The 26,276-nt window shown below is 67.9% G+C and carries 24 protein-coding genes; 12 read left to right on the forward strand and 12 right to left on the reverse strand.

Annotation, left to right across the window (positions count from 1 at the left end; all coding sequences use genetic code 11):
* Positions 1 to 15: 15 nt before the first annotated feature.
* Positions 16 to 990: a LysR family transcriptional regulator gene (locus tag HND91_RS05570; protein ID WP_181705534.1), complete on the reverse strand. Its 975-nt coding sequence runs from the start codon at positions 988 to 990 to the stop codon at positions 16 to 18.
* A gap of 1,312 nt (positions 991 to 2,302) precedes the next feature.
* Here HND91_RS05570 and HND91_RS05575 point away from each other — a divergent pair.
* From HND91_RS05575 to HND91_RS05585, 3 genes are all read left to right on the forward strand, one after another.
* Entirely contained in the window at positions 2,303 to 2,638 is a 336-nt protein-coding gene (locus tag HND91_RS05575) for a helix-turn-helix domain-containing protein (protein ID WP_181705535.1), read from the forward strand.
* Entirely contained in the window at positions 2,631 to 3,878 is a 1,248-nt protein-coding gene (locus HND91_RS05580) for a type II toxin-antitoxin system HipA family toxin (protein ID WP_181705536.1), read from the forward strand. Before HND91_RS05575 ends, HND91_RS05580 begins: the two co-directional genes overlap by 8 nt.
* A gap of 335 nt (positions 3,879 to 4,213) precedes the next feature.
* A complete protein-coding gene (locus tag HND91_RS05585; protein WP_343057119.1) occupies positions 4,214 to 5,527 on the forward strand; it encodes a TRAP transporter large permease subunit in 1,314 nt (437 codons plus the stop codon).
* Positions 5,528 to 5,935: 408 nt separating this feature from the next.
* On the opposite strand, the gene guaA is transcribed toward HND91_RS05585, so the two are convergent.
* The 7 genes from guaA to HND91_RS05620 all read right to left on the reverse strand — a co-directional run bounded on the left by guaA (position 5,936) and on the right by HND91_RS05620 (position 13,382).
* Positions 5,936 to 7,486, reverse strand: coding sequence for a glutamine-hydrolyzing GMP synthase (guaA, locus tag HND91_RS05590; RefSeq protein ID WP_181705537.1), 1,551 nt, complete (start codon positions 7,484 to 7,486; stop codon positions 5,936 to 5,938).
* 160 nt (positions 7,487 to 7,646) lie between these two features.
* Positions 7,647 to 8,960 (reverse strand): RsmB/NOP family class I SAM-dependent RNA methyltransferase, encoded by a 1,314-nt coding sequence (locus tag HND91_RS05595; protein WP_181705538.1) that lies wholly within the window; start codon positions 8,958 to 8,960, stop codon positions 7,647 to 7,649.
* Between the two features lie 130 nt (positions 8,961 to 9,090).
* Positions 9,091 to 9,513, reverse strand: coding sequence for an MAPEG family protein (locus tag HND91_RS05600; protein ID WP_181705539.1), 423 nt, complete (start codon positions 9,511 to 9,513; stop codon positions 9,091 to 9,093).
* Positions 9,513 to 11,018, reverse strand: coding sequence for an IMP dehydrogenase (gene guaB / locus HND91_RS05605; protein WP_181705540.1), 1,506 nt, complete (start codon positions 11,016 to 11,018; stop codon positions 9,513 to 9,515). Before guaB ends, HND91_RS05600 begins: the two co-directional genes overlap by 1 nt.
* Before the next feature lie 200 nt (positions 11,019 to 11,218).
* Positions 11,219 to 11,530 (reverse strand): P-II family nitrogen regulator, encoded by a 312-nt coding sequence (locus HND91_RS05610; protein WP_181705541.1) that lies wholly within the window; start codon positions 11,528 to 11,530, stop codon positions 11,219 to 11,221.
* A gap of 6 nt (positions 11,531 to 11,536) precedes the next feature.
* Complete coding sequence (locus HND91_RS05615) at positions 11,537 to 12,529, reverse strand: sodium-dependent bicarbonate transport family permease (RefSeq protein ID WP_181705542.1); 993 nt, start codon at positions 12,527 to 12,529, stop codon at positions 11,537 to 11,539.
* Between the two features lie 325 nt (positions 12,530 to 12,854).
* The gene (locus HND91_RS05620) at positions 12,855 to 13,382 is read right to left on the reverse strand and encodes a cupin domain-containing protein (RefSeq protein WP_246329332.1); all 528 of its coding nucleotides are present in this window, start codon (positions 13,380 to 13,382) and stop codon (positions 12,855 to 12,857) included.
* Between the two features lie 238 nt (positions 13,383 to 13,620).
* Here HND91_RS05620 and HND91_RS05625 point away from each other — a divergent pair, with 238 nt between their 5' ends.
* Positions 13,621 to 14,526 carry a LysR substrate-binding domain-containing protein gene (locus HND91_RS05625; RefSeq protein WP_181705544.1) on the forward strand — a complete coding sequence of 302 codons (906 nt, stop codon included), beginning with the start codon at positions 13,621 to 13,623 and terminating at the stop codon, positions 14,524 to 14,526.
* Positions 14,527 to 14,645: 119 nt separating this feature from the next.
* Positions 14,646 to 15,533 (forward strand): cation diffusion facilitator family transporter, encoded by an 888-nt coding sequence (locus tag HND91_RS05630; RefSeq protein WP_181705545.1) that lies wholly within the window; start codon positions 14,646 to 14,648, stop codon positions 15,531 to 15,533.
* Positions 15,534 to 15,566: 33 nt separating this feature from the next.
* Here the strand turns inward: HND91_RS05630 and msrB are convergent, their stop codons facing one another.
* From msrB to HND91_RS05650, 4 genes are all read right to left on the reverse strand, one after another.
* Positions 15,567 to 15,974 carry a peptide-methionine (R)-S-oxide reductase MsrB gene (gene msrB, locus HND91_RS05635; protein ID WP_181705546.1) on the reverse strand — a complete coding sequence of 136 codons (408 nt, stop codon included), beginning with the start codon at positions 15,972 to 15,974 and terminating at the stop codon, positions 15,567 to 15,569.
* A gap of 142 nt (positions 15,975 to 16,116) precedes the next feature.
* Positions 16,117 to 16,365 carry a DUF2171 domain-containing protein gene (locus HND91_RS05640; protein ID WP_181705690.1) on the reverse strand — a complete coding sequence of 83 codons (249 nt, stop codon included), beginning with the start codon at positions 16,363 to 16,365 and terminating at the stop codon, positions 16,117 to 16,119.
* Between the two features lie 103 nt (positions 16,366 to 16,468).
* Positions 16,469 to 17,563, reverse strand: coding sequence for an alcohol dehydrogenase catalytic domain-containing protein (locus HND91_RS05645; RefSeq protein WP_210272597.1), 1,095 nt, complete (start codon positions 17,561 to 17,563; stop codon positions 16,469 to 16,471).
* 50 nt (positions 17,564 to 17,613) lie between these two features.
* Positions 17,614 to 18,399, reverse strand: coding sequence for a DeoR/GlpR family DNA-binding transcription regulator (locus HND91_RS05650; RefSeq protein WP_181705547.1), 786 nt, complete (start codon positions 18,397 to 18,399; stop codon positions 17,614 to 17,616).
* 211 nt (positions 18,400 to 18,610) lie between these two features.
* Between HND91_RS05650 and HND91_RS05655 the strand changes: the two genes are divergently transcribed.
* The 7 genes from HND91_RS05655 (at position 18,611) to HND91_RS05685 (ending at position 26,266) form a co-directional block, all read left to right on the forward strand.
* Positions 18,611 to 20,275, forward strand: a complete 1,665-nt coding sequence (locus tag HND91_RS05655) for a GMC family oxidoreductase (RefSeq protein WP_181705548.1) — start codon at positions 18,611 to 18,613, stop codon at positions 20,273 to 20,275.
* 124 nt (positions 20,276 to 20,399) lie between these two features.
* Complete coding sequence (locus HND91_RS05660; protein ID WP_181705549.1) at positions 20,400 to 21,323, forward strand: AraC family transcriptional regulator; 924 nt, start codon at positions 20,400 to 20,402, stop codon at positions 21,321 to 21,323.
* Between the two features lie 361 nt (positions 21,324 to 21,684).
* A complete protein-coding gene (locus tag HND91_RS05665) occupies positions 21,685 to 23,115 on the forward strand; it encodes an ABC transporter substrate-binding protein (protein ID WP_425485422.1) in 1,431 nt (476 codons plus the stop codon).
* Positions 23,116 to 23,286: 171 nt separating this feature from the next.
* On the forward strand, positions 23,287 to 24,168 hold the full coding sequence (locus HND91_RS05670) for a carbohydrate ABC transporter permease (RefSeq protein ID WP_181705550.1): 882 nt from the start codon (positions 23,287 to 23,289) through the stop codon (positions 24,166 to 24,168).
* The gene (locus HND91_RS05675) at positions 24,168 to 25,004 is read left to right on the forward strand and encodes a carbohydrate ABC transporter permease (RefSeq protein ID WP_181705551.1); all 837 of its coding nucleotides are present in this window, start codon (positions 24,168 to 24,170) and stop codon (positions 25,002 to 25,004) included. The genes HND91_RS05670 and HND91_RS05675 overlap by 1 nt, the downstream gene beginning before the upstream one ends.
* 5 nt (positions 25,005 to 25,009) lie before the next feature.
* A complete protein-coding gene (locus HND91_RS05680; protein WP_181705552.1) occupies positions 25,010 to 25,216 on the forward strand; it encodes a DUF2160 family membrane protein in 207 nt (68 codons plus the stop codon).
* 12 nt (positions 25,217 to 25,228) lie between these two features.
* The gene (locus HND91_RS05685) at positions 25,229 to 26,266 is read left to right on the forward strand and encodes an NAD(P)-dependent alcohol dehydrogenase (RefSeq protein ID WP_181705553.1); all 1,038 of its coding nucleotides are present in this window, start codon (positions 25,229 to 25,231) and stop codon (positions 26,264 to 26,266) included.
* Positions 26,267 to 26,276: the final 10 nt, after the last annotated feature.

The raw sequence follows: 26,276 nt of genomic DNA on the forward strand, positions 1-26,276 counted from the left end.
AGCGGTGCCGGCCGCCTATTCCGCCGCCGCCGGCAGGCCGACGGTCCGGCCGGCGAGTTCGCCGGCGCGCAGCTCCGCCGCGACGCCCTTGAGGAGCTGGCGCAGCCAGGCGTGTGCCGGCGAATGGTGCTTGGCCTCGTGCCAGAGCAGATAGAAGTCCATCCGCCCGAGCTCCGGCGGCGCGTCGAGCAGGGTGAAGCGGCCGTCGCGCGCGATCTGCTCGGCAAAGGGCGCCCCGGTGGTGAAGACCAGGTGCGAGCCGGCAAGCACATGCGGCACGATCGCGTATTCGGGCACAGAAGCCGTGATCCGGCGCTTGCGGCCGAGGGGGAGCAGGCGGCCATCAATGGGGCTCAAGGCCGTCACCTCGGCGGATGTCGGCGACAGGTGATCCTCCTGCAGCCACCTGTCCAGCGTCAGCGGTTCGGTCAGGTCGGTCAATGCATGGCCCTCGCAAACCACGCATTTGATCTTGGTGGAGAGTAGCGGCGCGATGCGCAACTGCTCTGGAGGGTTCGGCCAGTTGCCGACGACGAGGTCGATCGCGCCTTCGGCGAGTTGGGCCATCAAGTCGTCGTAAGCGGGCATGGGCACCACGTCGACGCGGACGTGCGGCGCCTCGCGGGCGACCGCGCGGAAGATGCGCGGCAGGAACACAGCCCCGAGGCAGTTGGCGGCGACGATACGGAACCGCCTGTCGCTGCGCGCCGGGTCGAAGTTCGGCAGCGGCGAGAGAAGCGCGTCCATGTCGGCGAGCAGTCGGCGAACGCTGTCGCGCAATTCAAGGCCCCGCTCGGTAGGCACCAGCGTCCCGCCCGACCGGACGAGGATCGGGTCGCCCAGGAGGTCCCTCAGCCGCTTGAGCGCGAGGCTTACGGTTGGCTGCGTGTGGCCCAGCATCTCGGCTGTCCGGGAGACACTGCATTCGGTCAGAAGGATGAGGAGCGTTCGAAGAAGACGGACGTCGAGCGCTCCGTTAACAGCGAGCATGGTCTGACCTCCGCGTGTCGGAAACTGTGGGTCGATCGCAGATATGCAGATTCCGCGCCAGCAGGCGCGCGTTCGGCCTGAACTTCAGTTGCCGTCGAAATGCCGTCGCGTTTCGAAACCGGAGAACCCCCGCCCCTCCGGCCCTGACGGCCGGCGTCGGCGAGCTCGTTCTCCATGACGTGGACGCGGTGCCCGCGAAAGTGTCAACCTGACGGGCTGCCGCAGTTTCGATTCCGATCCGCTCAAGACCTTGCTAGGTCTAGAGGCATAGAACAAAGAAGCCCCGCCATTGCGCACGGTCTTCTCTGCCTGGTCCGAACCCCAACGTTGGAGCGCCGGAGGTTAGAGTTTCCAGGGCTCAAACCACTCAGACCAATGTCGAGGCCGCCCCGACAAGTCCGACACGAGGGTGACGCAGGCATCGACCAGGAGACCGGAGCGGTTCTCCATCAGCGCCTGGCCGAGGAAGGCGGGCTTCGCCTCCATACCGGGACCCCTGCGGAAGAGCCGAAGGCCGGGATTGGTCATCAAGGCATGAGTCTCGTGGGAACGCGTCTCGCCGCGGAAGTCGGCGTCGGCACTACCGCATACCATGCCGGCCCGTGCCCTGAAGGGACAGCTGCGGACATTCGGTGACTATCGAAATACCTGCGTCGACAAGTTCCCGATGCAGTATCCATCGGTATCCGGCCCTACGCTCCCCTCACTCCCACTCGATTGTTCGAAACCAAGCTAGTTCTTTGATCTAGAGGGGTTTTTCTTGCTCGACGGCCGAAGAGCCGACCCACGGGCTGTCAAAAGCTTACGGTTCTGATTTTAAAGGACAGATCGCACCAGGAATATTCTGCGCAGTTTCGGTATCTATCGGGGTCCATCGCCTCTCGGCACTGATTTTCGGCTGCTTGGTGTCGCTCCAGAGCCCACCTAAAAGTACCGTCATGTCTCTAGAGCAGAGTTCACACGCCCGTTCCTGCCTGCGGTTCTAGGTGGCCTCAGGCGCCGCTAGAGCGTTCTCCGTCCAAGTTGAATGACTTGGTCGATAAGAGAACGCTCCAGCTTATTGAATCTGGAGCGATTTCTTGTCGACCTGACGATTCAGTCAGATCGGGAAGCGCTCTAGCGCGCATCAGCGCGGTGCCTTGCTGGGGGGTGGACCCGGGGCGCTCGACCGCCCCTACGCTTCACCGCTAGCTTTCTGCGGAACCGGGCAGTTCCCGCAGCCGGTAAACACCGGGATCGACTCCAGTCGAGGCTAGAGAAAGTGTAATCTTCGTGCTACATATTCCGCCGATCTGCAGCGCGAAGGTGGCAAATGCCTACTCCACATACCCCTCCAGCAGCCGTGCGCCGCGCCTTGCGGAAGCTCGGCGCGGATATCCACGACGCCCGCCGTCGTCGCAAGCTGCCTATGGCGGTCGTGGCGGAGCGTGCCTTCACGTCCCGCTCGACCCTGCAGAGGGTCGAGGCTGGCGACACCAATGTGAGCATCGGCATCTATGCCGGCGTCCTTCAGGCCTTGGGCCTGCTCGAAGGTCTGGGCCAAATTGCCGACATCAGCAACGACAGCGTCGGACAGGCGCTGGCCAGTGCCGACCTGCCCAAGCGCGTCCACCTCAAGCGGCCAGCCGGACCGTCCCGCGATGGCTGACTTCGAGGTGCATATCGATCTCAACGGCCGCACGCGCCCAATTGGATTGGCGAGGAGCAATCGCGTCCGCGGCACGGAAACAATTCTGTTCGAGTACGATGGCGCGTGGCTTGAAGATCCGGACCGCTTCTCGATGGAACCAGCGCTCGCATTGACGCGTGGCGCCTTCGCTCCTCCTGGTGGCCTCGCGACCTTCGGCTCAATCGGCGACTCCGCGCCAGATACGTGGGGCCGCCGCCTTATGCAGCGCGCCGAGCGCCGCTTCGCCGACCGCGAGGGCCGCGCAGTCCGCACTCTCGCGGAAAGTGACTACCTGCTCGGGGTCGCGGATGAGACGCGGCTCGGCGCGCTACGGTTTCGCCGGGTCGGCGAAGAGACTTTTCGAGCGCCGATCAGGGTCGGCGTGCCCGCCCTGATCGAGCTTGGCCGCCTGCTTCAGATTACCGAGCGGATTCTCCGGGATGAGGAAACGGACGAAGACCTTCAACTCATCTTTGCGCCCGGCTCCTCCCTCGGCGGTGCGCGGCCGAAGGCCTCGGTCATCGACCAGCATGGCCATCTCTCCATCGCCAAGTTCCCGAAGGAGATCGACGACTACAGCATGGAAACCTGGGAGGAGATCGCGCTGCGGCTGGCCGGCCAAGCCGGCATCGCCACCCCACAACACGAACTTGTCGAAGTGGCCGGCAAGGCGGTGATGCTATCGCGACGCTTCGATCGCGATGGCGCGATCCGCATCCCGTTCCTGTCCGCCATGGCGATGATGGGCGCCAAAGACGGCGAGCGTGGCAGCTATCCCGAGATCGTCGACGCCCTGGCCCGGTACGGCGCGCAAGGAAAAACAGATGCTCATGCGCTCTATCGGCGCGTCGTCTTCAACGTGATGATCTCCAATGTCGACGATCATCTGCGCAATCACGGTTTCCTCTGGCACGGCAAAGCCGGGTGGTCGCTGTCGCCCGCCTACGACCTCAATCCAGTGCCGACCGACCTCAAGGCGCGCGTGCTGACGACGAACATCGACCTCGACGAGGGCACCTGCTCGCTCGATCTGCTCGAACAGGCGTCGGACTATTTCGCACTCACGCTCGCGCAGGCCCGCGCGATCATCAAAGAGGTCGCGACCGTGACCGCGACATGGCGCGAGACCGCGAAGGCCGCCGGTGCCCGGGCGGCCGAGATCACCCGAATGGCCAGCGCCTTCGAGCATGACGATCTCAAGCGGGCGCTGGCGCTATGATCACGACCTACGTTCATGGCTTCGATCCGCCAGCCGGCAGCCATGTCACACGCAGCGACAAAAGCCGCCAAGTCTTCGCGCTCGCCGCCGTTAGTATCCGTCACTCCCGCTAGATTTTTCAAAGTCGAAATTGATGCCTAGAAACATCCAACCCATCGGCCCATTCTGACGATCACTCGCCGAACAAAAAGGACCGTCGACGCTGCCGAAACCATTGTTGGCCCGGTGCTTGCCTCACTGTCATTTCCTGCAAAGATACTGAAGCGGAGAGCGGAGGAGCGATGATGCTGTCAGAAGCCAGCCGATGGCGGGGAGGATCGCTTGCCGTTGCCTCCGTGATCGTCCTCGTCGCCGTCACCGTCTTCGCCGCGATCGCGGCGCGAACGATCCTGCTGCCCACGCTCGAGCGCACCGCGGACGGCCGGCTCTCCTCGGCCGACGCGGCGCTCGACGCCCGGATCGCGCGCTACGCCTACCTGCCGGATCTCCTCGCCCGTTCGGCCGAGATCCAGGCGGTGATTGCCGATCCGTCGGGTGCCGACGCCGCGAACCGATCGCTGGAGCTCACCGCCGCGACCGCAGGAGCCGGCGCGCTCTTCGTCCTCGACCGGGACGGCACCACACTTGCTGCCAGCAACTGGCGCGAGGAGAGCAGCTTCGTCGGCCGGAACTACGGCTTCAGGCCCTACTACCGCGATGCCGTCGCCGGTCGACCTGCGCGCTACTATGCCGTCGGGGTCACCACAGGTGTCGCGGGCTACTTTCTGTCCGCTCCGATCTGGCACGGCGACGCGGTCGTCGGCGTCGTGGTCGTGAAGATCGACCTTGCCCCGTTGGAGGAGGAATGGGCCCGGTTCGGAGAACGGATCGCGGTCGTCGCCGAGGACGACGTGGTACTGCTGTCCTCCGCCCTCGCCGATGGCGCGCGGCAGGCGATCCCGGTGGGGCTCGCCTGCGCGGTCGTCGGGCTCGTGATCGGCACCATGACGCTGACCGGCCTCGGCACCGTGATCGGCGAAGCCTTGATCGCGATCGGGAAGGACAATCTCCTCCTCACTCTCGTGCTCACCATGCTGTTCAGCCTGCTTCTCGGCATGGGCATCCCGACGATCCCGAACTACATCATCACCTCGTCGCTCGCCGCGCCGATCCTGCTGGAGATCGGCGTGCCGCTGATCGTCAGCCACATGTTCGTCTTCTACTTCGGGATCATGGCGGACCTGACGCCCCCGGTCGCCCTGGCGGCTTTCGCGGCGGCACCGATGGCCAGGGAATCCGGCATGAAGGTTGCAATCCAGGCGGTCCGGATCGCCCTGCCCGGCTTCATCCTGCCGTTCATGGCCGTCTACAACCCGCAGCTCATGCTGCAGCCGGTCGCCGGGCTAGAAGGCGCCGCCTACTGGTCCTCCGCCGCGTTCGTGCTTATGAAGGCCGTCAGCGCTGTCCTGCTCTGGGGCATCGCAGCCTTCGGCTGGCTGGTCGGTCGTGCGTCCATCGCCGAGCGGATCCTGGCGGTGATCGCAGCGGTGCTGCTTGTGACCCCGATGCTTGCCACCGATCTCCTCGGCTTTGCTATCGGTGGTGTGGTCGCCGGGCTCCATCTCATCCGGACGCGGCGACCGGTGCGAGAAGCCACTGCGGTCGGTTAGGGACTGACCTGAGGGTACCGTCTCGCAAAACCGGCGGGCCCAGTTCCCCGCGCCGGTGACGCCGCGACGGCACTTCGGCGGATCCAAGGCCGGCGGTGGGCGCGCCGCCGGCCCTCGCGGCCTTCGCGGCCGCTCCGATGACCAGGGACTCCGGCATGAAGGTCGCCGGACCAGGTTGTAGTCGGCTGCAGCGGTCTCTCAAGCGCGCCAAACGCCCAAGCGCGCGAGACCCCGACTCGTCCTCGGATCACGTAAGCGCTACAAGAATGCGGCGGCGCTTGCGCTTCTGCCTCATGCCAAGCCGGCCGGTCCCTGAAGGGACTATTGCGGACGTTCGGTGACTATCGGAACGCCTGCTTCTACACATCCCCGACGCCGTATCCATCGGTATCCGGCCCTACGATCCCCTCACTCCCACTCGATCGTGCCGGGCGGCTTCGAGGTCACGTCGTAGACCACGCGGTTGACGCCCCTCACCTCGTTGATGATGCGGGTGGCGGTGCGGCCGAGGAAGCTCATGTCGAAGGGGTAAAAGTCGGCGGTCATGCCGTCGACGGACGTGACGGCGCGGAGGGCGAGCACGGATTCGTAGGTGCGCCCGTCGCCCATGACGCCGACGGTCTGGACCGGCAGGAGCACCGCGAAGGCCTGCCAGATGGCGTCGTAGAGGCCGGCCTTGCGGATCTCGTCGAGATAGATGGCGTCGGCCTGGCGCAGGATGTCGAGCTTCTCGCGGCTGATGCCGCCCGGGCAGCGGATGGCGAGGCCGGGTCCCGGGAAGGGGTGGCGGCCGACGAAGGCGTCGGGCAGACCGAGCTCCCGGCCGAGGGCGCGCACCTCGTCCTTGAAGAGCTCGCGCAGCGGCTCCACGAGCTTCATGTTCATGCGCTCGGGCAACCCGCCCACGTTGTGGTGGCTCTTGATGGTGACGGACGGGCCGCCCGTGAAGGAGACGCTCTCGATCACGTCCGGGTAGAGCGTGCCCTGGGCGAGGAAGGACGCGCCGCCGATCTTCTTGGCCTCGGCCTCGAACACCTCGATGAAGAGCCGGCCGATGATCTTGCGCTTGGTCTCCGGGTCCGTCTGGCCCTCCAGGGCGGAGATGAAGGTGTCGGACGCGTCCACGTGGACGAGCGGGATGTTGTAGTGCTCGCGGAAAAGCGTGACGACCTGCTCGGCCTCGTTGAGCCGCATCAGGCCGTGGTCGACGAAGATGCAGGTGAGCTGGTCGCCGATGGCCTCGTGGATGAGGACGGCGGCGACGGCGGAATCGACGCCGCCGGAAAGGCCGCAGATCACCTTTTCGGTACCGACCTCGGCGCGGATCTTCTCGATCGCCTCGTCCTTGTAGGCGGCCATGCTCCAGTCGCCGGAGAAGCCGGCCACGTGCCGCACGAAGCGCTCGATGAGGCGGGCGCCGTCGGGCGTGTGCACCACCTCCGGGTGGAACTGGACGCCGTAGAACCGGCGGTCGTCGTCCGCGATGGCGGCGAAGGGCGCGCCCGGCGAGGTGGCGACGACGCGGAAGCCCGGCGGAATGGCGGTGACGCGGTCGCCGTGGCTCATCCAGACGGTGTGGCTGGTACCCTGGTCCCAGAGCCCCTCGAACAGCTGGCAGGGCTCCTGGACGTCGATGAGGGCGCGGCCGAATTCGCGGTGATGGCCGGCCTCCACCTGCCCGCCGAGCTGGGCGCACATGGTCTGCTCGCCGTAGCAGATGCCGAGCACCGGGATGCCTGCGTCGAACACCGCCTGCGGCGCGCGGGGGGAGCCGGTCTCCGTGGTGGACGCCGGGCTGCCGGAGAGGATGACCGCCTTCGGCTGCATGCGCCGGAACGCGGCTTCGGCGTTCTGGAACGGCACGATCTCGGAATAGACCCCAGCCTCCCGGACGCGGCGGGCGATCAGCTGCGTCACCTGGCTGCCGAAATCGATGATGAGAAGGGAATCGTGGGTCATCGGCACCCCTGGCGCGGTCGGGTGCGGCCTCGGCCGCAGACGGTAAGGAATGCCCGCATGCGATAAGGCGTCAGGGTGCGGGGGGCAAGGGGAAAGTGACACGCAGGAGACGCGGGACCGAACCGGAAGACCGCTTGAGCGACGACGCGCCGCGCGGCCCTCAGGCCGCGCGCTCCAGGATGGCGGAGAAGAAGCCGTCGGTGCCGGTGGTGGCGGGGGTGAGGCGGACGGCGGAGCCGCCCTGCCCTTCCAGGGTCACGACGGTGCCGGGGACGGCCGGCTCGCCGGTGACCTTGGTCCAGGCGGCAGCGGTGTCGCCGAGCCGGAAGTCCGGCTGGGCGTTCAGGAAGGCGGCGACCTGGTCCTCGTTCTCCTCCGGCAGGATGGAGCAGGTGACGTAGAGGAGCCGCCCGCCGGGGCGGACGAGGCGCGCGGCCTCGGCGAGCACGTGCGCCTGCTCCTGCCGGCGGGTGTCCAGGGCGCCCGGCGCAAGACGCCACTTGGCGTCCGGCCGGCGGCGCCAGGTGCCGGAGCCGGTGCAGGGCGCGTCCACCAGGACGAGGTCCATGCGGTCGGCGAGATCGCCGAGCACGTCGGTCTTGCGCGGCTCGCGGATCTGGATGTTGTGGGCGCCGGACCGGGAGATGCGATCCAGGATGTCGCCGAAGCGACGCTTGTCGCTGTCGTAAGCGTAGATCTGGCCGCGGTTCTCCATGGCGGCCGCGAGGGCGAGCGCCTTGCCGCCCGCGCCGGCGCAGAGGTCCACGGCCTGCTCGCCCGCGTGGGCGAGCGACAGGAGCGCGGCGATCTGGCTGCCCTCGTCCTGGATCTCGAACCAGCCCTTCTTGTAGGAGAGTTCCGAGGCCACGTGGGGCGGCTTGTCGTCGGCGGCGCCGGCGGCGATGCGCACGCCGACGGGCGACCAGCGGCAGGGCTCCGCCCCGAGCGGCTCCAGCGCCTTCAGGACGGTGGCGCGGTCGCTCTTCAGGGTGTTGACGCGCAGGTCGATGTCCGGCCGGCCGGCGAGGCCGTCGCCCTCCGCCTCGAGCCGGTCGCCGAAGGCGCGCGCGAGCGACCCTTCCAGCCAGTCCGGCACGTCCGCCCGCATCCAGCGGGGCGCGTCGGCCGGGATGTCGCCGTCCTGCAGGCGCGCGCGTTCGTCGTCGGTGAGCGGGGCGGGGGCGTGGCGGTCGTCGGCGAGCGCCGCGTCGAGACCGGATACGCCGCGCCCCCAGAGGCGCACGTAGCAGGCGAGCGTCAGCGCGCGCGGCGAATCGGACCCCATGAGGGCCGCGAGCGATCCGCGCCGGCGGAGCGTGTCGAACACCAGGTTGCCGACCGCGCTTCGATCGCGGGACCCGGCGAACCGGTGGGCGAGGCCCCAGTCCTTCAGAGCGTCCTGGACCGGGCGGCGCGTGCGCTCCACGTCCTCCAGCACTTCGATGGCCGCAGCCAGCCGTCCGCCGTCCTTCATGATCCCATCCTCGGTTGACCCGTACGGGGATCTGCATAGGGGAGATGCGGATGGGGGTAAAGGGGCGCGACGCGGCGGCGGTCGGAGCCTGGCGATGCCGCCGGCAGGTCGGACCGATCCGGACGGGGCCTTATCCCGCCACGAGCCGCACCGACACCCAGGCCGTCATCAGCATCAGGCACCCTACCCCGACCAGAAACACCTGGAAGCGCTGGACGATCCGGTTGGAGCCGGTGTGGATGGCCGTATGCACGACGCGGCTCGCCACGTAGGCGAACGCCAGCACGACGAGGACCCAGTCGGCGAGGCCGAGCACCAGGGCGAGAAGCACGAGCGCGTAGAAGAGCGTCGGCGTCTCGAACTGGTTGTTCATGTTGTTGGAGACCTTGAGGACATCGTCCGGCCAGGCCCGGTGGTCGAGGGCGATGTTGCCGGTGACGCGCTTGGCCCGGGCGGCGGCGAAACGCACCCGGGCGGTCCAGACCATCACGGCGAAGGTCCAGGCGAGCTGCAGCAGCATCGCCAGGACGAGCGCGGTCGCGGCTGCCGTCATCAGACGGCGCCGGGGTAGTTCGGGCTTTCCCGGGTGATGGTCACGTCGTGGGCGTGGCTCTCGCGCATGCCGGCGGGCGAGATGCGCACGAACCGGGCCTTGTCCTGGAGCTCCTCGATGGTGTGGGCGCCCACGTACCCCATGGCGGCGCGAATGCCGCCGACAAGCTGGTGGAGGACCGACGAGAGCGGGCCCTTGTAGGGCACCTGGCCCTCGATTCCCTCCGGCACGAGCTTGAGGGCGTCGCGCACCTCCGCCTGGAAGTAGCGATCCGCCGAGCCGCGCGCCATGGCGCCGACCGAGCCCATGCCGCGGTAGGCCTTGTAGCTGCGGCCCTGGTGCAGGTAGACCTCGCCGGGGCTTTCCTCGGTGCCGGCGAACAGCGAGCCGATCATGACGGCCGACGCCCCGGCGGCGAGCGCCTTGGCGACGTCGCCGGAAAAGCGGATGCCGCCGTCGGCGATGACCGGGACGCCCGCGTCGCGCGCGGCCGCGACCGCCTCCATGATGGCGGTGAGCTGAGGCACGCCGACGCCGGCCACGATGCGGGTGGTGCAGATGGAGCCCGGGCCGATGCCGACCTTCACGGCGTCCGCGCCCGCGTCGATGAGCGCCTTGGTGCCGGCCCCGGTCGCCACGTTGCCGGCGATGACCTGCACGTGGTTGGACAGCTTCTTCACCTTGGTGACGGCCTGGAGCACGCGCTCGGAATGGCCGTGGGCGGTGTCGACGACCAGGAGATCGACTCCCGCGTCGATCAGCATCTGGGAGCGCTCGTGCCCCTGGTCGCCGACCGTGGTGGCGGCGGCGACGCGCAGGCGGCCCTGGTCGTCCTTGGCGGCGTTCGGGTGCAGGCGGGCCTTCTCGATGTCCTTCACCGTGATGAGGCCGGTGCAGTGGAACTGGTCGTCGACGACGAGCAGCTTCTCGATCCGGTGCTTGTGGAGGAGCCGCTTGGCCTCGTCGTGGGTGACGCCCTCCTTGACCGTGATGAGGCCTTCCCGCGTCATCAGCTCGTAGACCCGCTGGTTCGGGTCCGACGCGAAGCGCACGTCGCGGTTGGTCAGGATGCCGACGAGGCGGCCGGTGACCCGGCCGCCCTCCCCGGCGTTCTGCACCACCGGGATGCCGGAGATGTTGTGGGCCTTCATCAGGTCGAGCGCGTCGCGCAGGGTCGCCTCGGGGCCGATGACCACGGGGTTCACCACCATGCCGCTCTCGAACTTCTTCACCTGGCGGACCTGCTCGGCCTGAACGTCCGGGTCGAGGTTGCGGTGGATGACGCCGATACCGCCGGCCTGGGCCATGGCGATCGCCAGGCGGGCCTCGGTCACCGTGTCCATGGCGGAGGAGAGAATCGGGATGTTGAGCTCGATGCCGCGGGTGAGACGCGTCTTCACGTCCGTCTCGGACGGCATCACCTCGGAATGGCCGGGAGTGAGGAGCACGTCGTCGAAGGTGAGCGCGAGCTGCCCGCCGTGGACGGGATCGAGGAAGACGGTCATGGCCAACTCCGGTGTGCGGGCGGTATCGCGGGAAAACGATGAGCCGATCCGGACCGATCGTGGAGGGTTCCACGGGCGGCCTGACCGGTTCGATACCTTTTCAAGTTGGCGGCGGTCTTTAACACGGGTGTGGCGGAAGGGGAAGCGCGGGGAACGCGGACCTCCCCGGCCTGTTTCGCCGCCCGGCAACCGCCAGCCGCTCAGAAGTGCTCCGCGCGCATCACCATGACGTCGGAGACGGTCACGATGCCGATCTGCCGCGTGACCAGGCTGAACACGGGCTGGAGGATGGCGTCGAGCCGCTCCTCGCCGGTGACGACGACGACCATGACCATGCGGCCGGCGTCGGTGGCGAGGCCCTCGCGCGTCCAGGAGCCGCCGCGCCCGCGACCGCCGAGGACCGGCACCACCGTGTAGCCGGTGGCGTCGAGCCGGTCCAGGAGGTCGGTCAGGCGGTGGAGGACGGGGGCCTCGACGATGATCTCAATGCGCTTCTTCGGGTGCATCTGCATGGGAGGTCAGCCCGCGACGGCCCCGGCGATCCAGACGTAGAGCGGGATGCCGAGAGTGAGGTTGAACGGGAATGTCACGCCGAGGGAGAGCGTGAGGTAAAGTGCCGGATTGGCCTCGGGGAGCGCAAGGCGCATCGCCGCCGGCACGGCGATGTAGGACGCCGATGCCGCAAGCGTGATGAGGAGCGCCGCGCCGCCGACCGACAGGTCGAGCATCAGGCAGAAGAGCGCCGCGAGGCTGGCCGAGATGAGCGGGAAATAGATGCCGAACGCGAGCGCCGGCGGGGTCAGCACCTTGCCGCTCTGGCGAAGCCCCCGCCCCGCGACGAGGCCCATGTCGAGGAGGAAGAGGCAAAGGATGCCGCGGAACGGGTCGATCACGAAGGGCGCGATCATCGCCATGCCGCGCTCGCCGCTGATCCAGCCGATCAGGAAGGACCCCACCAGCATCACCACCGAGCCGTTGAAGGCGACCTCGCGCAGGAGCGCCGGAAGGCTCTCGCCGCTCTCGGCCTTCACGCCGTCGGCCTTCGATCCGCGCCGGGCGAGAAGGAGCGCCGACACGATGGCCGGGGTCTCCATCACGGCCGCGATGGCGATGAGATAGCCCTCGAACGTGAGACCGAGACCGCGCACCACCTCGGTGGCCGCCACGAAGGTGACGATGGAGATCGAGCCGTAGTGCGCCGAGACGGCCGCCGCATCCACGGCGGACAGGCGCGTGGTGGCGCGCAGGAGCGCGTAGCCGATCACCGGGATGGCGAAGGAGAGCACGATGGACGCCGCGATGGTGAGCAGCATGGTGGCGTCGATGCCGGATTTCGCCACCTCCACCCCGCCCTTGAAGCCGATGGAGAGCATCAGGTAGAGCGCCAGCGTCTTGGCGACCGCTTCCGGGATGGTGAGGTCGGATCGCATCAGCGCCGCGAACGCGCCGAGCGCGAAGAACAGCACCATGGGCGAGGTGAGATTCTGAAGCGCGAGTTCTGCCCCCGACATGACCTGTCGTTCCCCCCGTGTCGAATGCCGCACGCGAGCATCGCTTTGGCGCCCGGCACATGCCGGCAAGATGTCGGCTTCGGCAAGGGTGCGGCGCCACAGAAAAAGTGACGCAGTGCAAAACAGGATTTCAGGAGACGGCGTGATCCGGGGTGGCCGGGAGTCGCCCGGATGCGCGGGACACGTGCCGGGCCAGGGGGACCGGTCGGTGACGACGCGGTCCCGGCCGTCCGAGGGGCAGATGAAAGGCGGGGCGGCGGCTTCTCTGCCGCGCGCCCCTCGTGATCGTCGAATGCCCGATCGAGCGGGCCGGGCGGAGGGTCCGTTATTCCGCGGCGATCATCCGCGCGCCGTCGCGGCCGTCCTCGACCTCCACGGCGGTGTCGGCGCCGCCGCCGATGACGACCGTGCGATTCGGGATGGCCTCGAACACCGACTCACCCACGCCGTACATGTTGGCGAGCGTGGCGTTCGGTACGCCGGACAGCATTTCGGAGAGTTCGATGGTCTGCGGCTCCTCGTGGGACAGCACGACCAGGAAGCACAGCTTCTCCGGGCCCGTGTTCTCGATCCAATGGAGAAAGCCCTGCGGGACGAAGGAGATGTCGCCGGGAGAGAGGTCCAGGTAATGCGTCTCGCCATCCGGCCCGACGATGCCGACGCGGCCCTGGCCGCTGATGCAGTAGTCCAGCTGGTGGGCGTTCGGATGGGTGTGCGGCTCGCGCACGGCGCCCGGAGCGAGATCCAGCCCCTGGACCGCAAGGCCCTTCAGAACCGGGAAATTCTTGGCATTGGCCCGAAAGAAATCGCCGGCCGCGAACTTCTTGAACACGTTTTCCCGGAAGTGATGCATGTTAGACACGACAAAACCCTCCACGAACCTTAGTTTTTGGAGCTGGGTACGTTTGCGATCAATCTATCTGGGGAAAAACCGGCGCCGGAAGTTCTTCAGTCTAACCGCATAAAACCAGACGGCGAGAGGTCGGATGCCGTCCTCTACATCGTCTGGCTAGATGTACTAAAAAACACATCCTATTCGCGATCAAATGAATTCAGTTGAACTCAAAGGTAAACGTCGCTTAAGTATTGCCATGAGCCGACCGCCGGATTTCCTCGACACGCAGCTCCTCGCGACCCTGGTCGCCATCGCCGACACCGGCTCGTTCGCCGGAGCGGCGCGACGCATCGGGCGGACGGAATCGGCCGTCAGCATGCAGATGAAGCGGCTGGAGGACCTGGTGGGCGGTCCGCCGCTCTTCCTCAGCGACGGCCGCCGCCGGATCCTGACGGAGCGCGGCGAGGTGCTGCTGGCCCAGGCGCGCAAGCTGATGGACGTGCACGAGGAGACGCTGCTCGTGATGCAGCTCGCCGCGATGACCGGCACGGTCCGTCTCGGCGCCCCGGAGGACTACGTGGGCACGCTGCTGCCGCGGGCCCTCGACCGCTTCGCGCGGCTGCACCCGAACGTGGAGGTTGCCGTCACCTGCGAGCCGAGCGGATCGCTCGCCCGCATGATCCAGGATCGCAAGATCGACCTCGCCCTGGTGACGCGCGGGCCGGGGATGGACGACGCGGAATATCTCTGCAGCGAGCCGACGGTGTGGGCGGCCTCCCCGCTCCACGACGTCCACCGGGAGCCGACGGTGCCGCTCGCGCTGTTCCAGCCCGGCTGCAGCGGCCGCGCGGCCGTCCTGGAGGCGTGGGCCAGCTGCAAGCGGCCGTATCGCATCGCCTATTCCAGCCCGAGCGTCGCCGGACTGGTGACGGTGGTGCGCACGGGGCTGGCGATCGCCGCCCTCGCCCGCTGCTCCGTGCCGCCGGACCTGCGCATCCTCGGCAGCGAATCGGGCCTGCCGGCGCTGCCGGAGCTGCCGATCGCTCTCCTGCGGTCGACCGCGAGCCGCGACTCGCGATCGGTGAACGCGCTCGCCCGGGAGATCCGGGCCTCGCTCTCCACCGGCCTGGAGGTGGTCCGCCGGAAGGCGAAGACCGCGTGACGGCAGCCTGACGGCATGCCGCGAACCGGGGTCGGCCGAGGCCGGGCCCGGACCCTTCCCCTTTGCGCCCCCGGCCGGGATCCTGTATCGAACCGCCGCGTGCAGAAGGGGAGCCCGCGATGAACCGGCTGATCACCCTGGCTTATGGAAGCCTCGTCGTCGGCATCGTGGTGCTCGGCCTCAAGTATGCCGCCTATGCGGTGACCGGCAGCATCGCGCTCTATTCCGACGCCCTGGAGAGCATCATCAACGTGGCGGCGGCCGTGGCGGCGCTCGTCGCCGTTCGTCTCAGCGCGATTCCGCCCGACGCGAACCACCCCTATGGCCACCACAAGGTGGAATACCTGTCGGCGGTGCTGGAGGGCGTGCTGATCGTGGTGGCGGCGCTCGCCATCGTGCGGGAGGCCTATCTCGGCTACCTGTCGCCGCGCACCCTGGAGGATCCGGGCCTCGGTCTGGCGATCAACGGTGTGGCGAGCGTCATCAACGCGGCGTGGAGCACCGTGCTGATCCGCCAGGGCCGGCGTTTCCGGTCACCGGCGCTCGTGGCGGACGGCCGGCATCTTGCGACGGACGTCATGTCCTCCGTGGGCGTGCTGGCGGGCGTCGGCATCGCGACCGTGACCGGGTGGGCGATCCTCGACCCGATCCTGGCTGTTCTGGTGGCCGTGAACATCCTCTGGTCCGGCTGGGTGCTGGTCAGCCACTCCATCGGCGGCCTGATGGACGCCGCCGCGCCGCCCGAGGAGCTGGAGAAGATCCGCGTGGTCATCTCCAAGAACGCGGACGGGGCGATCGAGGCCCACGACGTGCGCACCCGCCATGCCGGGCCGGTGACGTTCGTGGACTTCCACCTGGTGGTGGACGGGTCGAAGACGGTCTCCGAGGCCCACGACATCTGCGACCGGATCGAGAACGCCCTTCGCGACAGCATCAAGGGCGCCGTGGTGACCATTCACGTGGAGCCGGAGGCGAAGGCCAAGCACACGGGCATCGTGGTGCTCTGACCGTCGCCCCGCCCTCGCCTGCCGGCAGCCCGGTCAGCCGGCGTCGGGCTCGAAGTTCATCGCGACGCCGTTGATGCAGTAGCGCAGGCCCGTCGGCGGCGGACCGTCCGGGAAGACGTGGCCGAGGTGGCTGCCGCAGCGGGCGCAGTGCACCTCCGTGCGGACCATGCCGTGGCTGCGGTCCGTGGACGTTTCCACCGAGCCGGGGACCGGCGTGTCGAAGCTCGGCCAGCCGGTGCCGCTTTCGAACTTGCGGCCGGCGACGAACAGCGGCTGGTCGCAGCCCGCGCAGGTGAAGGTGCCGGGACGCTTCTCGTGGAGGAGCGCGCAGCTGCCCGGGCGCTCGGTGCCGTGCTGGCGCATGATCCGGTACTGCTCGGGCGTCAGGAGCGCCCGCCACTGGGCGTCCGTGCGGGTGACCGGGTAGGTCTTGGCGTCCATGGGCGTGCTCCTTGCCTCGTTCGTCGTCGGCCTGTGTCGTCGTCGGCCTGTGTCGTAGGGCGCCGCCCGACCTCAACGGCGACGGGCGGACAGCCTGGCCGTCCGCCCGTCAGATAGCGTCTGGAACCCGGTTGCGGAAGGGTCAGGAGGACCCGACCGCCTTGACGCCCCATTCGTCCTGCGCCTGGGCGCGTGTGCGGTTGAGGATCACCTTGTCGCCCTCCACGCGGTCGACCACGTCGAGGTGGAGGTAGTGGTGCTCGCCGCCGGCGTCCGGGTCGGTGCGGGTCAGCTTTATGCGCTGGCCGTCGAGGGAATCGACCGTGCCCACGTGCCCGCCATCGGAGCCGACCACTTCCAGGTGCTCGCGGATGACCGAAGGATCGCTGATCGCCATGGGTGCCTGTCCTCTCGTGCTGCGGCGGTCCGTGGCCGGACCGCCGGTATCGGTTGGACAAGCAACGCGACGCGCCCGCCGGTGTTCCGGGCGCCGATCAGGGCTCCAGCGTGACCTTGATGGACGACTTGCCGGACGCGACCATGTCGATGCCCTTCTGGAAGTCGGCGAGCGGCAGGCGATGGGTGACGATGTCGTCGATCGGCAGCAGCCCCTGGTCGAGCATCCGAATGGCGACCGGATAGGTGTGCGGGCTGAGGTGGGCGCCGTGGATGTTGAGCTCCTTGGTGTCGCCGATGATGGTCCAATCCACCGTCACCGGCTCGCGCATGACGGAGAACTCCACGAAGGTGCCGAGCTTGCGGATCATGGCGAGCCCGTCGATCACGGCCTGCGGGTGGCCGGTCGCCTCGATGTAGACGTCGCAGCCATATCCGTCGGTCAGGCGGCGGACCTCGTCCACGACGTTCACCTTGGTGGGGTTGAGGCCGATGTCGGCGCCGCAGCGCTTGGCCATCTCCAGGCGATCGTCGTTGAGATCAACCGCGATGAGGAGAGCCGGGCCCTTCATCCTGGCGGCCGCGAACATGCCGAGGCCGAGCGGTCCGGCGCCGGCGATCACCACCACGTCCTGGAACTCGATGTTGCCGCGCTGGACCGCGTGGATCGAGCAGGCGAGCGGCTCGATGAAGACCGCGTGATGGGCCGGCAGGCTCTTCGGGACCTTGTGGTTGAGGGCGCCGGCCGGGAAGCACATGAACTCGGCCATGGCGCCCGGAGTGCGCTGGCGGAAGCCGTAGATGTCGTGCTGCTGGCACATCCAGTACTTGCCGGTGCGGCAGAAGCGGCAGTGCCAGCACGGCACGATCTGCTCGGACGCGGCGAGGTCGCCGATCTCCAGGCCGTACTTCTCCGCCGCGCCCTCGCCGAGGGCCACCACCTCGCCGACGAACTCGTGGCCCGGCGTGATCGGAGGCTCGCAATAGCCCTTGCGGGTGGCGTCGCCCCAGAAGAGCGGCGCGCCGAGGTAGCACTTCAGGTCGCTGGCGCAGATGCCGGCGGACTTCACCTTGACGAGCACCTCGCCGGGGCCGACCGCGGGCACCGGCAGCTCCTCGAGCCGGTAGTCCTCCGGGCCGTGGCAGACGACCGAAGCCATGGTCTTCGGCAGCTCGATGGCATTCTTCAGCATGTGGGCAGTCTCCCTCTCCGGGGTCCTGGAGCGTGGACGCCGGCCGGCCCTCAGCGGGCCGACGCGACGACCACCGTGACCCCTTCGTCTTCCAGCATCCGGGCGTCCTGGTCGGAGAGCCCGTCGTCGGTGATGAGCGTGCCGATCCGGCCGAGGCCGAACACCACGTGGCGCGGCCGGATCGAGAACTTGCGGCTGTCGGCGAGGACGACGACCTTGTCGGTGCGCGGGATCAGCATTTCGACGCTGCGAACCAGCAGCGGGTGCGATTCCATCACGCCGTCCGGGCCGATGCCCTGGGCGCCGACGAAGAACTTGGACGCGTAGACCGTCAGAAGGTCCTCGTCGCGCATCTGCAGGATGCCGGGCTCCCGGTGCAGTTCGCCGCCGGCGACCGTGAGGTGGCAGGTGCCGGTCTCCGCGAGAGCGGCGGCGAGCGGCATGGAGTTGGTGAAGATCTTCACCGCCCGGCGCGCCAGGAGCACGCCGAACAGGTAGCAGGTGGTGCCGCCGTGGACGATGAGGCTGTCTCCGTCGCGGCAGAGGCGCTCCGCCTCGGCGGCGATCGCCTTCTTGGCGTCGACCGCCAGCATGCGGTTCTCGTCGAAGGGGCGAGCGGACAGGCGCTCGCGGGCAGCCGCCGGCTCGACGGACGCGATGCCGCCGAACACCTTCCGCACCTCGCCGGCCTCGTTGAGCTTGTCGATGTCGCGCCGGACCGTGGCCGGGGACGCGTTGGTGAGCGAGACGAGATCCCGCACGGTGACGAAGGGCTGCGCCTTCAGCACCTTGCGGATCAGGTCCTGCCTTTCGGTCTCGCCGACGACGCTCGCCATGGCCACTGCCCCGTTCTCCTCGCCGACGAGGCTAGCAGCGCCATGAGGACGCGCAATCATACATGCGTGCCGATTTCCATACTTTCTCGTCCCTTACGGCCAAGAAAGTACAGGTCTGTACAAGATTGATCGTAGTCACTCACGCCGGAGCCCCCTACCCTTGCGGCATAACAACTCGCCTCGAAGCGGGACCATCCGGGACGGAAAGCTCATGTCGCAGACCGCGAGGGACTACGACTTCGTCATCGCCGGGGGCGGCTCCTCGGCCTGCGTGGCGGCCATGCGCCTGGTGCGCGATTTCGGCGCGCGGGTGCTGATGATCGAGCGCGGCCCGGCGCGGACGGCCCCGGTGATGCGCATGCCAGCCGGCTATCTGCGCTATCTCGCCCGCGAGGACTTCCTGGAGATGCACAGGACCGTGCCGCAGGAGCGGCTCTGCGGCCGGGCGCCGATCGTGCCCCAGGCGAAGGTGCTGGGCGGCGGCAGCGCCGTGAACGCCATGGTCTACATGCGCGGCCAGAAGGAGGATTACGACGGCTGGGACGCCATGCTCGGCGGCGGCTCCGGCTGGTCCTACGCGGACGTGCTCCCGCACTTCCGTGCGGTGGAGCGGAACTCCAAGTTCAACAACGCCTACCACGGGATCGACGGCCAGCTGCTCGTGTCCGACCCCGGCCGGCTCTGCGACACGACCGAGGACTACATCCTGACGGCGCAGGGCCTCGGCCACCCCTACAATCCGGACTTCAACGGCGCGTCCCAGGCTGGCGTCGGCGTGATGCAGCACACCATGGGCCGGGTGAAGAACCGGATGGTGCGCAGCGACGCGGTCACGGCCTTCCTGCGCGAGGTCTGGAAGAACCCGCTCCTCACCGTCGTGACCGACGCGCTGGTCACGAAGGTGCTGATCGAGCGTGGCCGCGCGGTCGGCGTGGAATACCGCAGCGCCGGCCAGCTGATCACGGCGCGCGCCACCCGCGAGGTGCTGGTCGCGACCGGCACCTACAACACGGCGAAGCTGCTGATGCTCTCCGGCCTCGGCCCGGCCGACCACCTGAAGCATCACGGCGTGCCTGTGGTGGCGGACCTGCCGGGCGTCGGCGAGAACCTGATGGACCACCACGAGGTGCCGACCATCGCGACGACGCGCGGCCGGAGCGGCTATTTCGGCGAGGATCGCGGCTGGCCGATGATCCGCAACGGGCTGCAGTACATCCTGTTCGGCACCGGGCCGGTGACGACCACCGGCATCGAGAGCTGCCTGTTCTACGATCCCGATGGCGGCGAGCGGCCGACGATCCAGCTCTACTGCGCGCCGATCGTCTACCTGGACCGGGACGTGTCGTCGGCCGAGCCGACGTGGGGCGTGACGCTGACCTCGTGCCTGTTGCGCCCGAAGGCGCGCGGCAGCGTGCGTCTCCGGTCCGCCGACCCGGCGGACAAGCCGGTGGTGGACAGCAACTTCTTCGGCCATCCGGACGACCTGCGCCTGACGATCGCGTCCATCCGCCACGCGCGGCGCCTGCTGGCGACCCGACCGATGTCGGACAAGATCGCGACCGAACTCCTGCCCGGCCCGGACATGACCGACGACGAGGCCCTGGCGGCCTATTGCGGAAAGACCGTGAAGACCAACTATCACCCGAGCGGAACGGCGCGCATGGGCCGCGACGACGACCCGACGGCGGTGCTGGACGCGCGCCTCAAGGTGCGCGGCGTGGACGGTCTCCGGGTGATCGACTGCGCCGCCATCCCGGCCATTCCGTCCGCCAACACAAACGCGGCGGCGATCATGCTGGGCCACCGGGCGGCGGAGTTCGCAGCGGCCGGGCGGGTGAGCGAACCCGGCCGGGCGGCGCAGCGGCTGAGCGCCTGAGAGAAATGCGAAAAGGGTCCAGACCTGGGATTTCAATCGATTGAGTTCCGGTGGAGGTCGGGCAAGATCCCACCAGGGACCGGACAAGCCGGCAAAGATCGGCTCGAACGGATGGGAGGTCCACATGGGTATCGTCCGCAGGCTCGTGCCGCATCACGAGGTGATCGTCTGCCGGCCATCGGAATCGTTCCGATGGAATGTCCACGACTATCCGCACCACCTGGCGAAATGGCACCACCACCCCGAATATGAGCTGCACCTGATCCAGTCCTCCAGCGGCACCATGATGGTGGGCGACCACGTTGGCCCGTTTTCGGCCGGCTGCCTGGTGCTGACCGGCCCGGACGTGCCGCACAACTGGGTCAGCGACATCCCGCCCGGGACCGTGGTGCCCGAACGGGACATGCTGGTGCAGTTCTCCGCCGACTTCGCCGACCGGATCCTCGGCGACTTCGCCGAACTGGAGGACGTGCGCACCCTCCTGGCCGAGGCCGCCTACGGGCTCGTGTTCACCGGTCAGACGGCCCGGCGCGGCGCGCGCCTGCTGCAGGAGATCGGCCAGGCTCGCGGCCCGAGCCGCATGGTGCTCTTCCTCGACCTCCTGGCGACGCTGGCGGCGGACCCGACCGAGCGCTCCACCCTGTCGCGGCGGACGCCGGCCTTCCCGGCGAGCCAGGTGGAGGAGCGGATCGAGATCGCCCTCGCCTACATCGCCAAGAACTACGCGAGCGAGATCCGTCTCGGCACGGTCGCGGACCTCTGCGGCATGGAGCCGAGCGCCTTCTCGCGCTGGTTCAAGAAGCAGACGGGGCACACGTTCGCCAAGTTCATCAACCGTACGCGGGTCTACTCGGCCTGCACACGGCTGACCCAGACCGATCAGCCGATCACCGACATCTGCTTCGAGGTCGGGTTCAACAACATCGCGAACTTCAACCGCCAGTTCGTGAAATTCTGCGATCAGACCCCCTCGGCCTACCGCCGCAGCGCCCGCCGGATCGCGTCGAGCGCGATCGCTCCGTCGGGCGCGGTCCACGGCCCGGCATGACGGCCGGAGCGCGGCCAAAAAGGTATAGAACGCGCACCGCCCAGGCGTGGTGACGAATTCTCACGGAGAGTAACGTCGCTCACAGATCTCGCGGTGACAGCCGCGGACGCGGAAGCAGCAGCGGACGCGGAACCGGGCGCCCGAAGAGGTGGGCCCGGGACGCCGCGTCGGAGGGGACGCGGACACGACCGCTGACGCGGCGGGATCCACGATCCGGGCCCACGGGCCCGGCAGAACCATCGGACGACAGACCTGCCCGCCCGACCCGATCGGGAACGACCCGGCTCGCCTGAAAGAGCCGGGACGGGGATGGCGTGTGACGTCGCTCCGACAAAGCCGATCCTTGGGAGGAGAGAAGACCATGATGCACTGCAAGAGGCTCGTCGCTTCGGCCTTCGTGGCGACGCTGATGGCCAGCACCGCTCCGGCGTTCGCCGACTTCTGGTCGGACGCCGCGAAGGGGCTGGAAGGAGCCACCATCCGCGGCGTCTCGGAAAGCACGCCGCCGTCCAACTACGTGAAGGACGTGCTGGCGCCCGCCTTCACCGAGGCGACCGGCATCACCGTCGAGTTCGAGGCGACGTCCTGGGACCAGATGTACGACAAGGCGATCAAGGACATGGAGGCCAACACCGGCATCTATGACTTCGTCTACATCGAGCAGGACATCATCTACAGCTATCTGGCCCGCGACTTCCTGGTGAACCTCTCCGACATGATGGAGCAGAACGCCAACCTGAAGTCGCCCGACTTCGACATCTCGAAGTTCACCACCTTCATCGACAACTTCAAGAACGCCGACGGCGACGTGTTCGGCGTGCCGATGGAAGCGTTCGTGAAGGTCTACCTCTACCGCAAGGATCTGTTCGAGGATCCGAAGGTGCAGGAGGCCTACAAGGCCAAGTACAACGCCGACCTGAAGCCGGCCACCAACCACGCCGAATATCGCCAGATCGCGGAATTCTTCACGGAATACGCGAAGGAGAACGGCATGGAGATGTGGGGCACCACGGTGCAGGCGTCGTCCGGCCATCCGGCCTCGGTCTACGAGTTCGTCGAAAGCGTGCTGCCGACCTACGGCATCTACAACTGGGGCATCGACACCCAGACCTTCGCCGCCTCGGTGGAGAACGGCGGCCAGATGAACAGCGACAAGGCCAAGGAAGCGCTGACCTGGTGGATCGGCAACCTCGCCTACGCGCCGCCGGAATCCACGTCGTCCACGTGGGACGAGGTCGCGGCGACCTTCGCCGCCGGCCGCGCCGCCCAGGGTCTCGTCTATGGCGAGAACGCCGCCTGGATCGCCACCAACGCGGACAAGTCCACGGTGGTCGGCAAGGTCGGCGTGGCGCTGCCGCCCGTCGAGGCCGGCGTGATGGAGCAGGCCAAGTCGGGTGAAGGCTACATCGGCTACTACGACGGCGGCGCCTTCGGCATCCCGCACTCTTCGAAGAACAAGGAAGCCGCCCTCCTCTTCCTGCAGTACATCGGCCAGGAGAGCGTGCAGGCCGACTGGGCCCTCGCCGGCAGCCGCATCGTGCACCAGGCCACCTACGACGACCCGAAGATCGTCGAGCAGGACAAGAAGGTGGACGGCTACTACACGCTGATGAAGGAGCAGGGACCGCTGTTCCGCGGCGCCCCGCCGTTCCCCTTCCACAACCAGGCCCGCGAGGCCATGGCGCCCTTCATCTACCAGGCGATCACCGGCGAACTGCAGCCGGCCGAAGCCCTGGACAAGGCCGCCGCCGCCGTGGACGCCGAGCTGAAGAACCTCGGCTACAGGAAGTGATCCGCCCAAGACCCTCCTGACCGACCTTGGCCGCCGGGCTTCCACTCTAGGCCCGGCGGCTCCTTTCTCCCGACGTCCGTCTCCCCGCGCCGCAAGGCCGGAGACGACGCCCCCGAGGTTCCGACCCGCCGCCCGGCCCTTCGCCGCCCGGGCGCCCGATGGAGCTCTTCCATGCGTTCATCCACGGTCGGCTGGTTGTTCCTGGCCCCGACACTCGTCATCCTCTTCATCTTCGGCGTGCTGCCCTTCCTCTATGTGCTCGTGATCGGGTTCACGCAGTGGAACAGCTTCGCGGCCGACCCGACGATGCAGTACAACGGCGTTGAGAACTTCCGCCGGCTCATGTTCGACGACCAGTTCCTCTATTCGCTCTGGCTGACGCTGAAATTCGGCTTCTTCGCCGTCGCGAGCCAGATCCTGCTCGGCTACCTCCTGGCGCAGCTCTTCATGCGCGACTTCCCGGGCAAGGGCTTCTTCCGCACCGTCCACACCCTTCCGCTGGTGATCGCGCCGATCGCGGTGGGCGCCACGTGGCGGCTCCTGCTGGTGCCGGGTCTCGGGCCGGTGCCCTACTACCTGAACCAGTGGTTCGGCTACGAGCTCAACATCAGCCGCTACATCGACCAGGCCTTCGTGGCGACCGTGGTGATGGACATCTGGCACTGGACGCCGCTCGTCACCCTCACGCTGCTCGCCGCCCTCGCGTCCCTGCCCAAGGAGCCGTTCGAGCAGGCGCAGATCGACGGCGCCAACCGGTTCCAGATCTTCTGGCACGTGACGCTGCCACTCCTGAAGCCGGCGATCCTCGCCACCGTCTTCATCCGCCTCATGGACGCCCTGCGCACCGTGGACGAGGTCTGGATGCTGACCGGCGGCGGCCCGGGCGCGGCCACCCGCTACATCGGCCTGCACATCTGGCGCGTGGTGTTTCCAAAGACGGACTATGGATACGGAGCGGCGATGTCGCTGATCACACTCTACCTCACCATCGTGATGTGCTGGCTGCTCTACGCCGGTCTCGTCGCCCGCCGCGATCTGAAGAGGGCCGAGTGATGCGTCGCAACCGCCCCATCGTTTCGATCCTCTTCTGGACCGTCTCCAGCCTGATCACCCTGCTGCCGATCTACTGGATGTTCATCGTCTCGGCGAAGAGCCGCGTGCAGCTCTTCGGCAGCCCGAGCTTCCTGCTCACGAGCTTCTTCACCGAGAACTACATCAACACGCTGCGGGACCCGGCCTTCCAGCGCTACATGATCAACTCGATCGTGATCGCCACGTCGAACGCGGTGCTGGTGACGACACTCGCGCTGTTCGCCACCTACGCCCTGTCGCGCTACAAGCTGGGCGGCAAGGAGAACGTCTTCTTCTGGACGATCACAAACCGCATGGCGCCGCCGGCCGTGTTCCTGCTGCCGCTGTTCCTGCTCTACACCCAGGTGTTCGTCCTCAACGACGCCAAGCTGTTCGACACGCGGATCGGCCTCATCCTGCTCTATTGCGTGTTCAACCTCCCCTTCGCGATCTGGACGCTCCGCAGCGTGATCGACGGCATCCCAAAGGAGTTGGACGAGGCGGCCTATGTGGACGGGGCCACCACCTGGCAGGTGCTGACCAAGGTGGTCCTGCCGCTCGCCAAGCCGGGCCTCGCGGTCACCGGCATCCTGACGTGGGTGTTCGCCTGGAACGAATACCTGTTCGCCGCCACGCTGACCTCCGTCCACGCCCGGACGGTGACGACCGGCCTCGCCGAGTTCGTGACCGTGACCGGCACCAACTGGGGCCAGATGGCAGCCACCGCCATGCTGACCCTGGTGCCGGCCCTCCTGGTGCTCGGCCTCGTGCAGCGGCACATTGTGGCCGGCCTCACCTTCGGCGCCGTGAAGGAGTGACCCGCATGGCCGACCTCTCGGAGCTTCCGCCGGAACCGCGCCGCGGCTTCCTGCCCATCCACACCAACGGGTTCGACCGGGTCTTCATCGCGGTCGTCCTCTTCGTCGCCATCCACCTGTTCTGGATGCGTTTTCTCGAGGCGAGCGTGCCGCTGTCGGTCGGGACCGTGCTGTCCGTGATCGTCGGCGCCGTCGTGATCGCCCGCGGTTAGGAGTGTCGCCCCATGAAGGCGCTGGTTCTTGAAGAAAAAGGCAGGCTCAGCCTGCGGGACTACGAGGTGGAGGAGACGCTCGGCCCCCGGGACGTGCGCATCCAGCTGAAGGTGGTGGGGGTCTGCGGCAGCGACGTGCACTACTACACCCACGGGGCGATCGGCCCCTTCGTGGTGCGCGATCCGATGATTCTCGGCCACGAGGCGGCCGGCGTCGTCACCGAGGTCGGCTCCGAGGTGACAGAGTTCAAGCCCGGCGACCGGGTCTGCATGGAACCCGGCATCCCCGACCCGGCCGGCCGGGCCACCCGGCTCGGCTCCTACAACCTCGATCCGGCGGTGCGCTTCTGGGCGACGCCGCCGATCCACGGCGTGCTCCGGCCGTCGGTTGTCCATCCGGCCGACTTCACCTTCAAGCTGCCGGACACCGTGTCCTTCGAGGCGGCCGCCATGGTGGAACCGCTCGCGGTCGGCGTCTACGCCGCCATGAAGGCGCGCGTGAAGCCCGGCGACCTGGGCGTGGTGATCGGCGCCGGCCCGATCGGCCTCGTCACCGTGCTCGCCGCGCTGGCGGCCGGCTGCGCCAGGGTGATCGTCTCCGACGTGGACGACGTGAAGCTGGAGATCGCCCGCAAGCTCGGCCCGGTCACGCCCGTAAACGTGAAGACTCGGTCGCTCGCCGAGGCGGTGCTCGCCGAGACGGAAGGCTGGGGCGCCGACGTGGTGTTCGAGTGCTCCGGCAACGAGCGCGCCGCTGCCGACGTGTTCGATCCGCTCGCCCCGGGCGGGGTGGTGGTCTACGTGGGCATCCCGCTGTCGCCGATCGCCTACGACGTCGCCAAGGCCCAGATCAAGGAAGCCCGGGTGGAGCATGTGTTCCGCTACGCCCACGTCTTCCCGCGCTGCGTGGCCATGCTGGCCTCCGGCGCGATCGACGTCTCCCCGCTGATCACCCGCACCTTCCCGTTCGAGGAGAGCGTCGAAGCCTTCGACTTCGCCGCCTCCGCGCCGAGCGGACAGGTGAAGGTGCAGATCAAGATGCCCGACTGAGAGGACGAGA

Source organism: Chthonobacter rhizosphaerae (assembly GCF_013839525.1).
In the GTDB taxonomy this organism is placed as follows: domain Bacteria; phylum Pseudomonadota; class Alphaproteobacteria; order Rhizobiales; family Pleomorphomonadaceae; genus Chthonobacter; species Chthonobacter rhizosphaerae.

Bases quoted from the DNA above. Each gene is read 5' to 3' on its own strand.
- HND91_RS05570 (WP_181705534.1), bottom strand. From the start codon at position 990: ATGCTCGCTGTTAACGGAGCGCTCGACGTCCGTCTTCTTCGAACGCTC.
- HND91_RS05575 (WP_181705535.1), top strand. From the start codon at position 2,303: ATGCCTACTCCACATACCCCTCCAGCAGCCGTGCGCCGCGCCTTGCGG.
- HND91_RS05580 (WP_181705536.1), top strand. From the start codon at position 2,631: ATGGCTGACTTCGAGGTGCATATCGATCTCAACGGCCGCACGCGCCCA.
- guaA (WP_181705537.1), bottom strand. From the start codon at position 7,486: ATGACCCACGATTCCCTTCTCATCATCGATTTCGGCAGCCAGGTGACG.
- HND91_RS05595 (WP_181705538.1), bottom strand. From the start codon at position 8,960: ATGAAGGACGGCGGACGGCTGGCTGCGGCCATCGAAGTGCTGGAGGAC.
- HND91_RS05600 (WP_181705539.1), bottom strand. From the start codon at position 9,513: ATGACGGCAGCCGCGACCGCGCTCGTCCTGGCGATGCTGCTGCAGCTC.
- guaB (WP_181705540.1), bottom strand. From the start codon at position 11,018: ATGACCGTCTTCCTCGATCCCGTCCACGGCGGGCAGCTCGCGCTCACC.
- HND91_RS05610 (WP_181705541.1), bottom strand. From the start codon at position 11,530: ATGCAGATGCACCCGAAGAAGCGCATTGAGATCATCGTCGAGGCCCCC.
- HND91_RS05615 (WP_181705542.1), bottom strand. From the start codon at position 12,529: ATGTCGGGGGCAGAACTCGCGCTTCAGAATCTCACCTCGCCCATGGTG.
- HND91_RS05620 (WP_246329332.1), bottom strand. From the start codon at position 13,382: ATGCATCACTTCCGGGAAAACGTGTTCAAGAAGTTCGCGGCCGGCGAT.
- HND91_RS05625 (WP_181705544.1), top strand. From the start codon at position 13,621: ATGAGCCGACCGCCGGATTTCCTCGACACGCAGCTCCTCGCGACCCTG.
- HND91_RS05630 (WP_181705545.1), top strand. From the start codon at position 14,646: ATGAACCGGCTGATCACCCTGGCTTATGGAAGCCTCGTCGTCGGCATC.
- msrB (WP_181705546.1), bottom strand. From the start codon at position 15,974: ATGGACGCCAAGACCTACCCGGTCACCCGCACGGACGCCCAGTGGCGG.
- HND91_RS05645 (WP_210272597.1), bottom strand. From the start codon at position 17,563: ATGCTGAAGAATGCCATCGAGCTGCCGAAGACCATGGCTTCGGTCGTC.
- HND91_RS05650 (WP_181705547.1), bottom strand. From the start codon at position 18,399: ATGGCGAGCGTCGTCGGCGAGACCGAAAGGCAGGACCTGATCCGCAAG.
- HND91_RS05655 (WP_181705548.1), top strand. From the start codon at position 18,611: ATGTCGCAGACCGCGAGGGACTACGACTTCGTCATCGCCGGGGGCGGC.
- HND91_RS05660 (WP_181705549.1), top strand. From the start codon at position 20,400: ATGGGTATCGTCCGCAGGCTCGTGCCGCATCACGAGGTGATCGTCTGC.
- HND91_RS05665 (WP_425485422.1), top strand. From the start codon at position 21,685: ATGATGCACTGCAAGAGGCTCGTCGCTTCGGCCTTCGTGGCGACGCTG.
- HND91_RS05670 (WP_181705550.1), top strand. From the start codon at position 23,287: ATGCGTTCATCCACGGTCGGCTGGTTGTTCCTGGCCCCGACACTCGTC.
- HND91_RS05675 (WP_181705551.1), top strand. From the start codon at position 24,168: ATGCGTCGCAACCGCCCCATCGTTTCGATCCTCTTCTGGACCGTCTCC.
- HND91_RS05680 (WP_181705552.1), top strand. From the start codon at position 25,010: ATGGCCGACCTCTCGGAGCTTCCGCCGGAACCGCGCCGCGGCTTCCTG.
- HND91_RS05685 (WP_181705553.1), top strand. From the start codon at position 25,229: ATGAAGGCGCTGGTTCTTGAAGAAAAAGGCAGGCTCAGCCTGCGGGAC.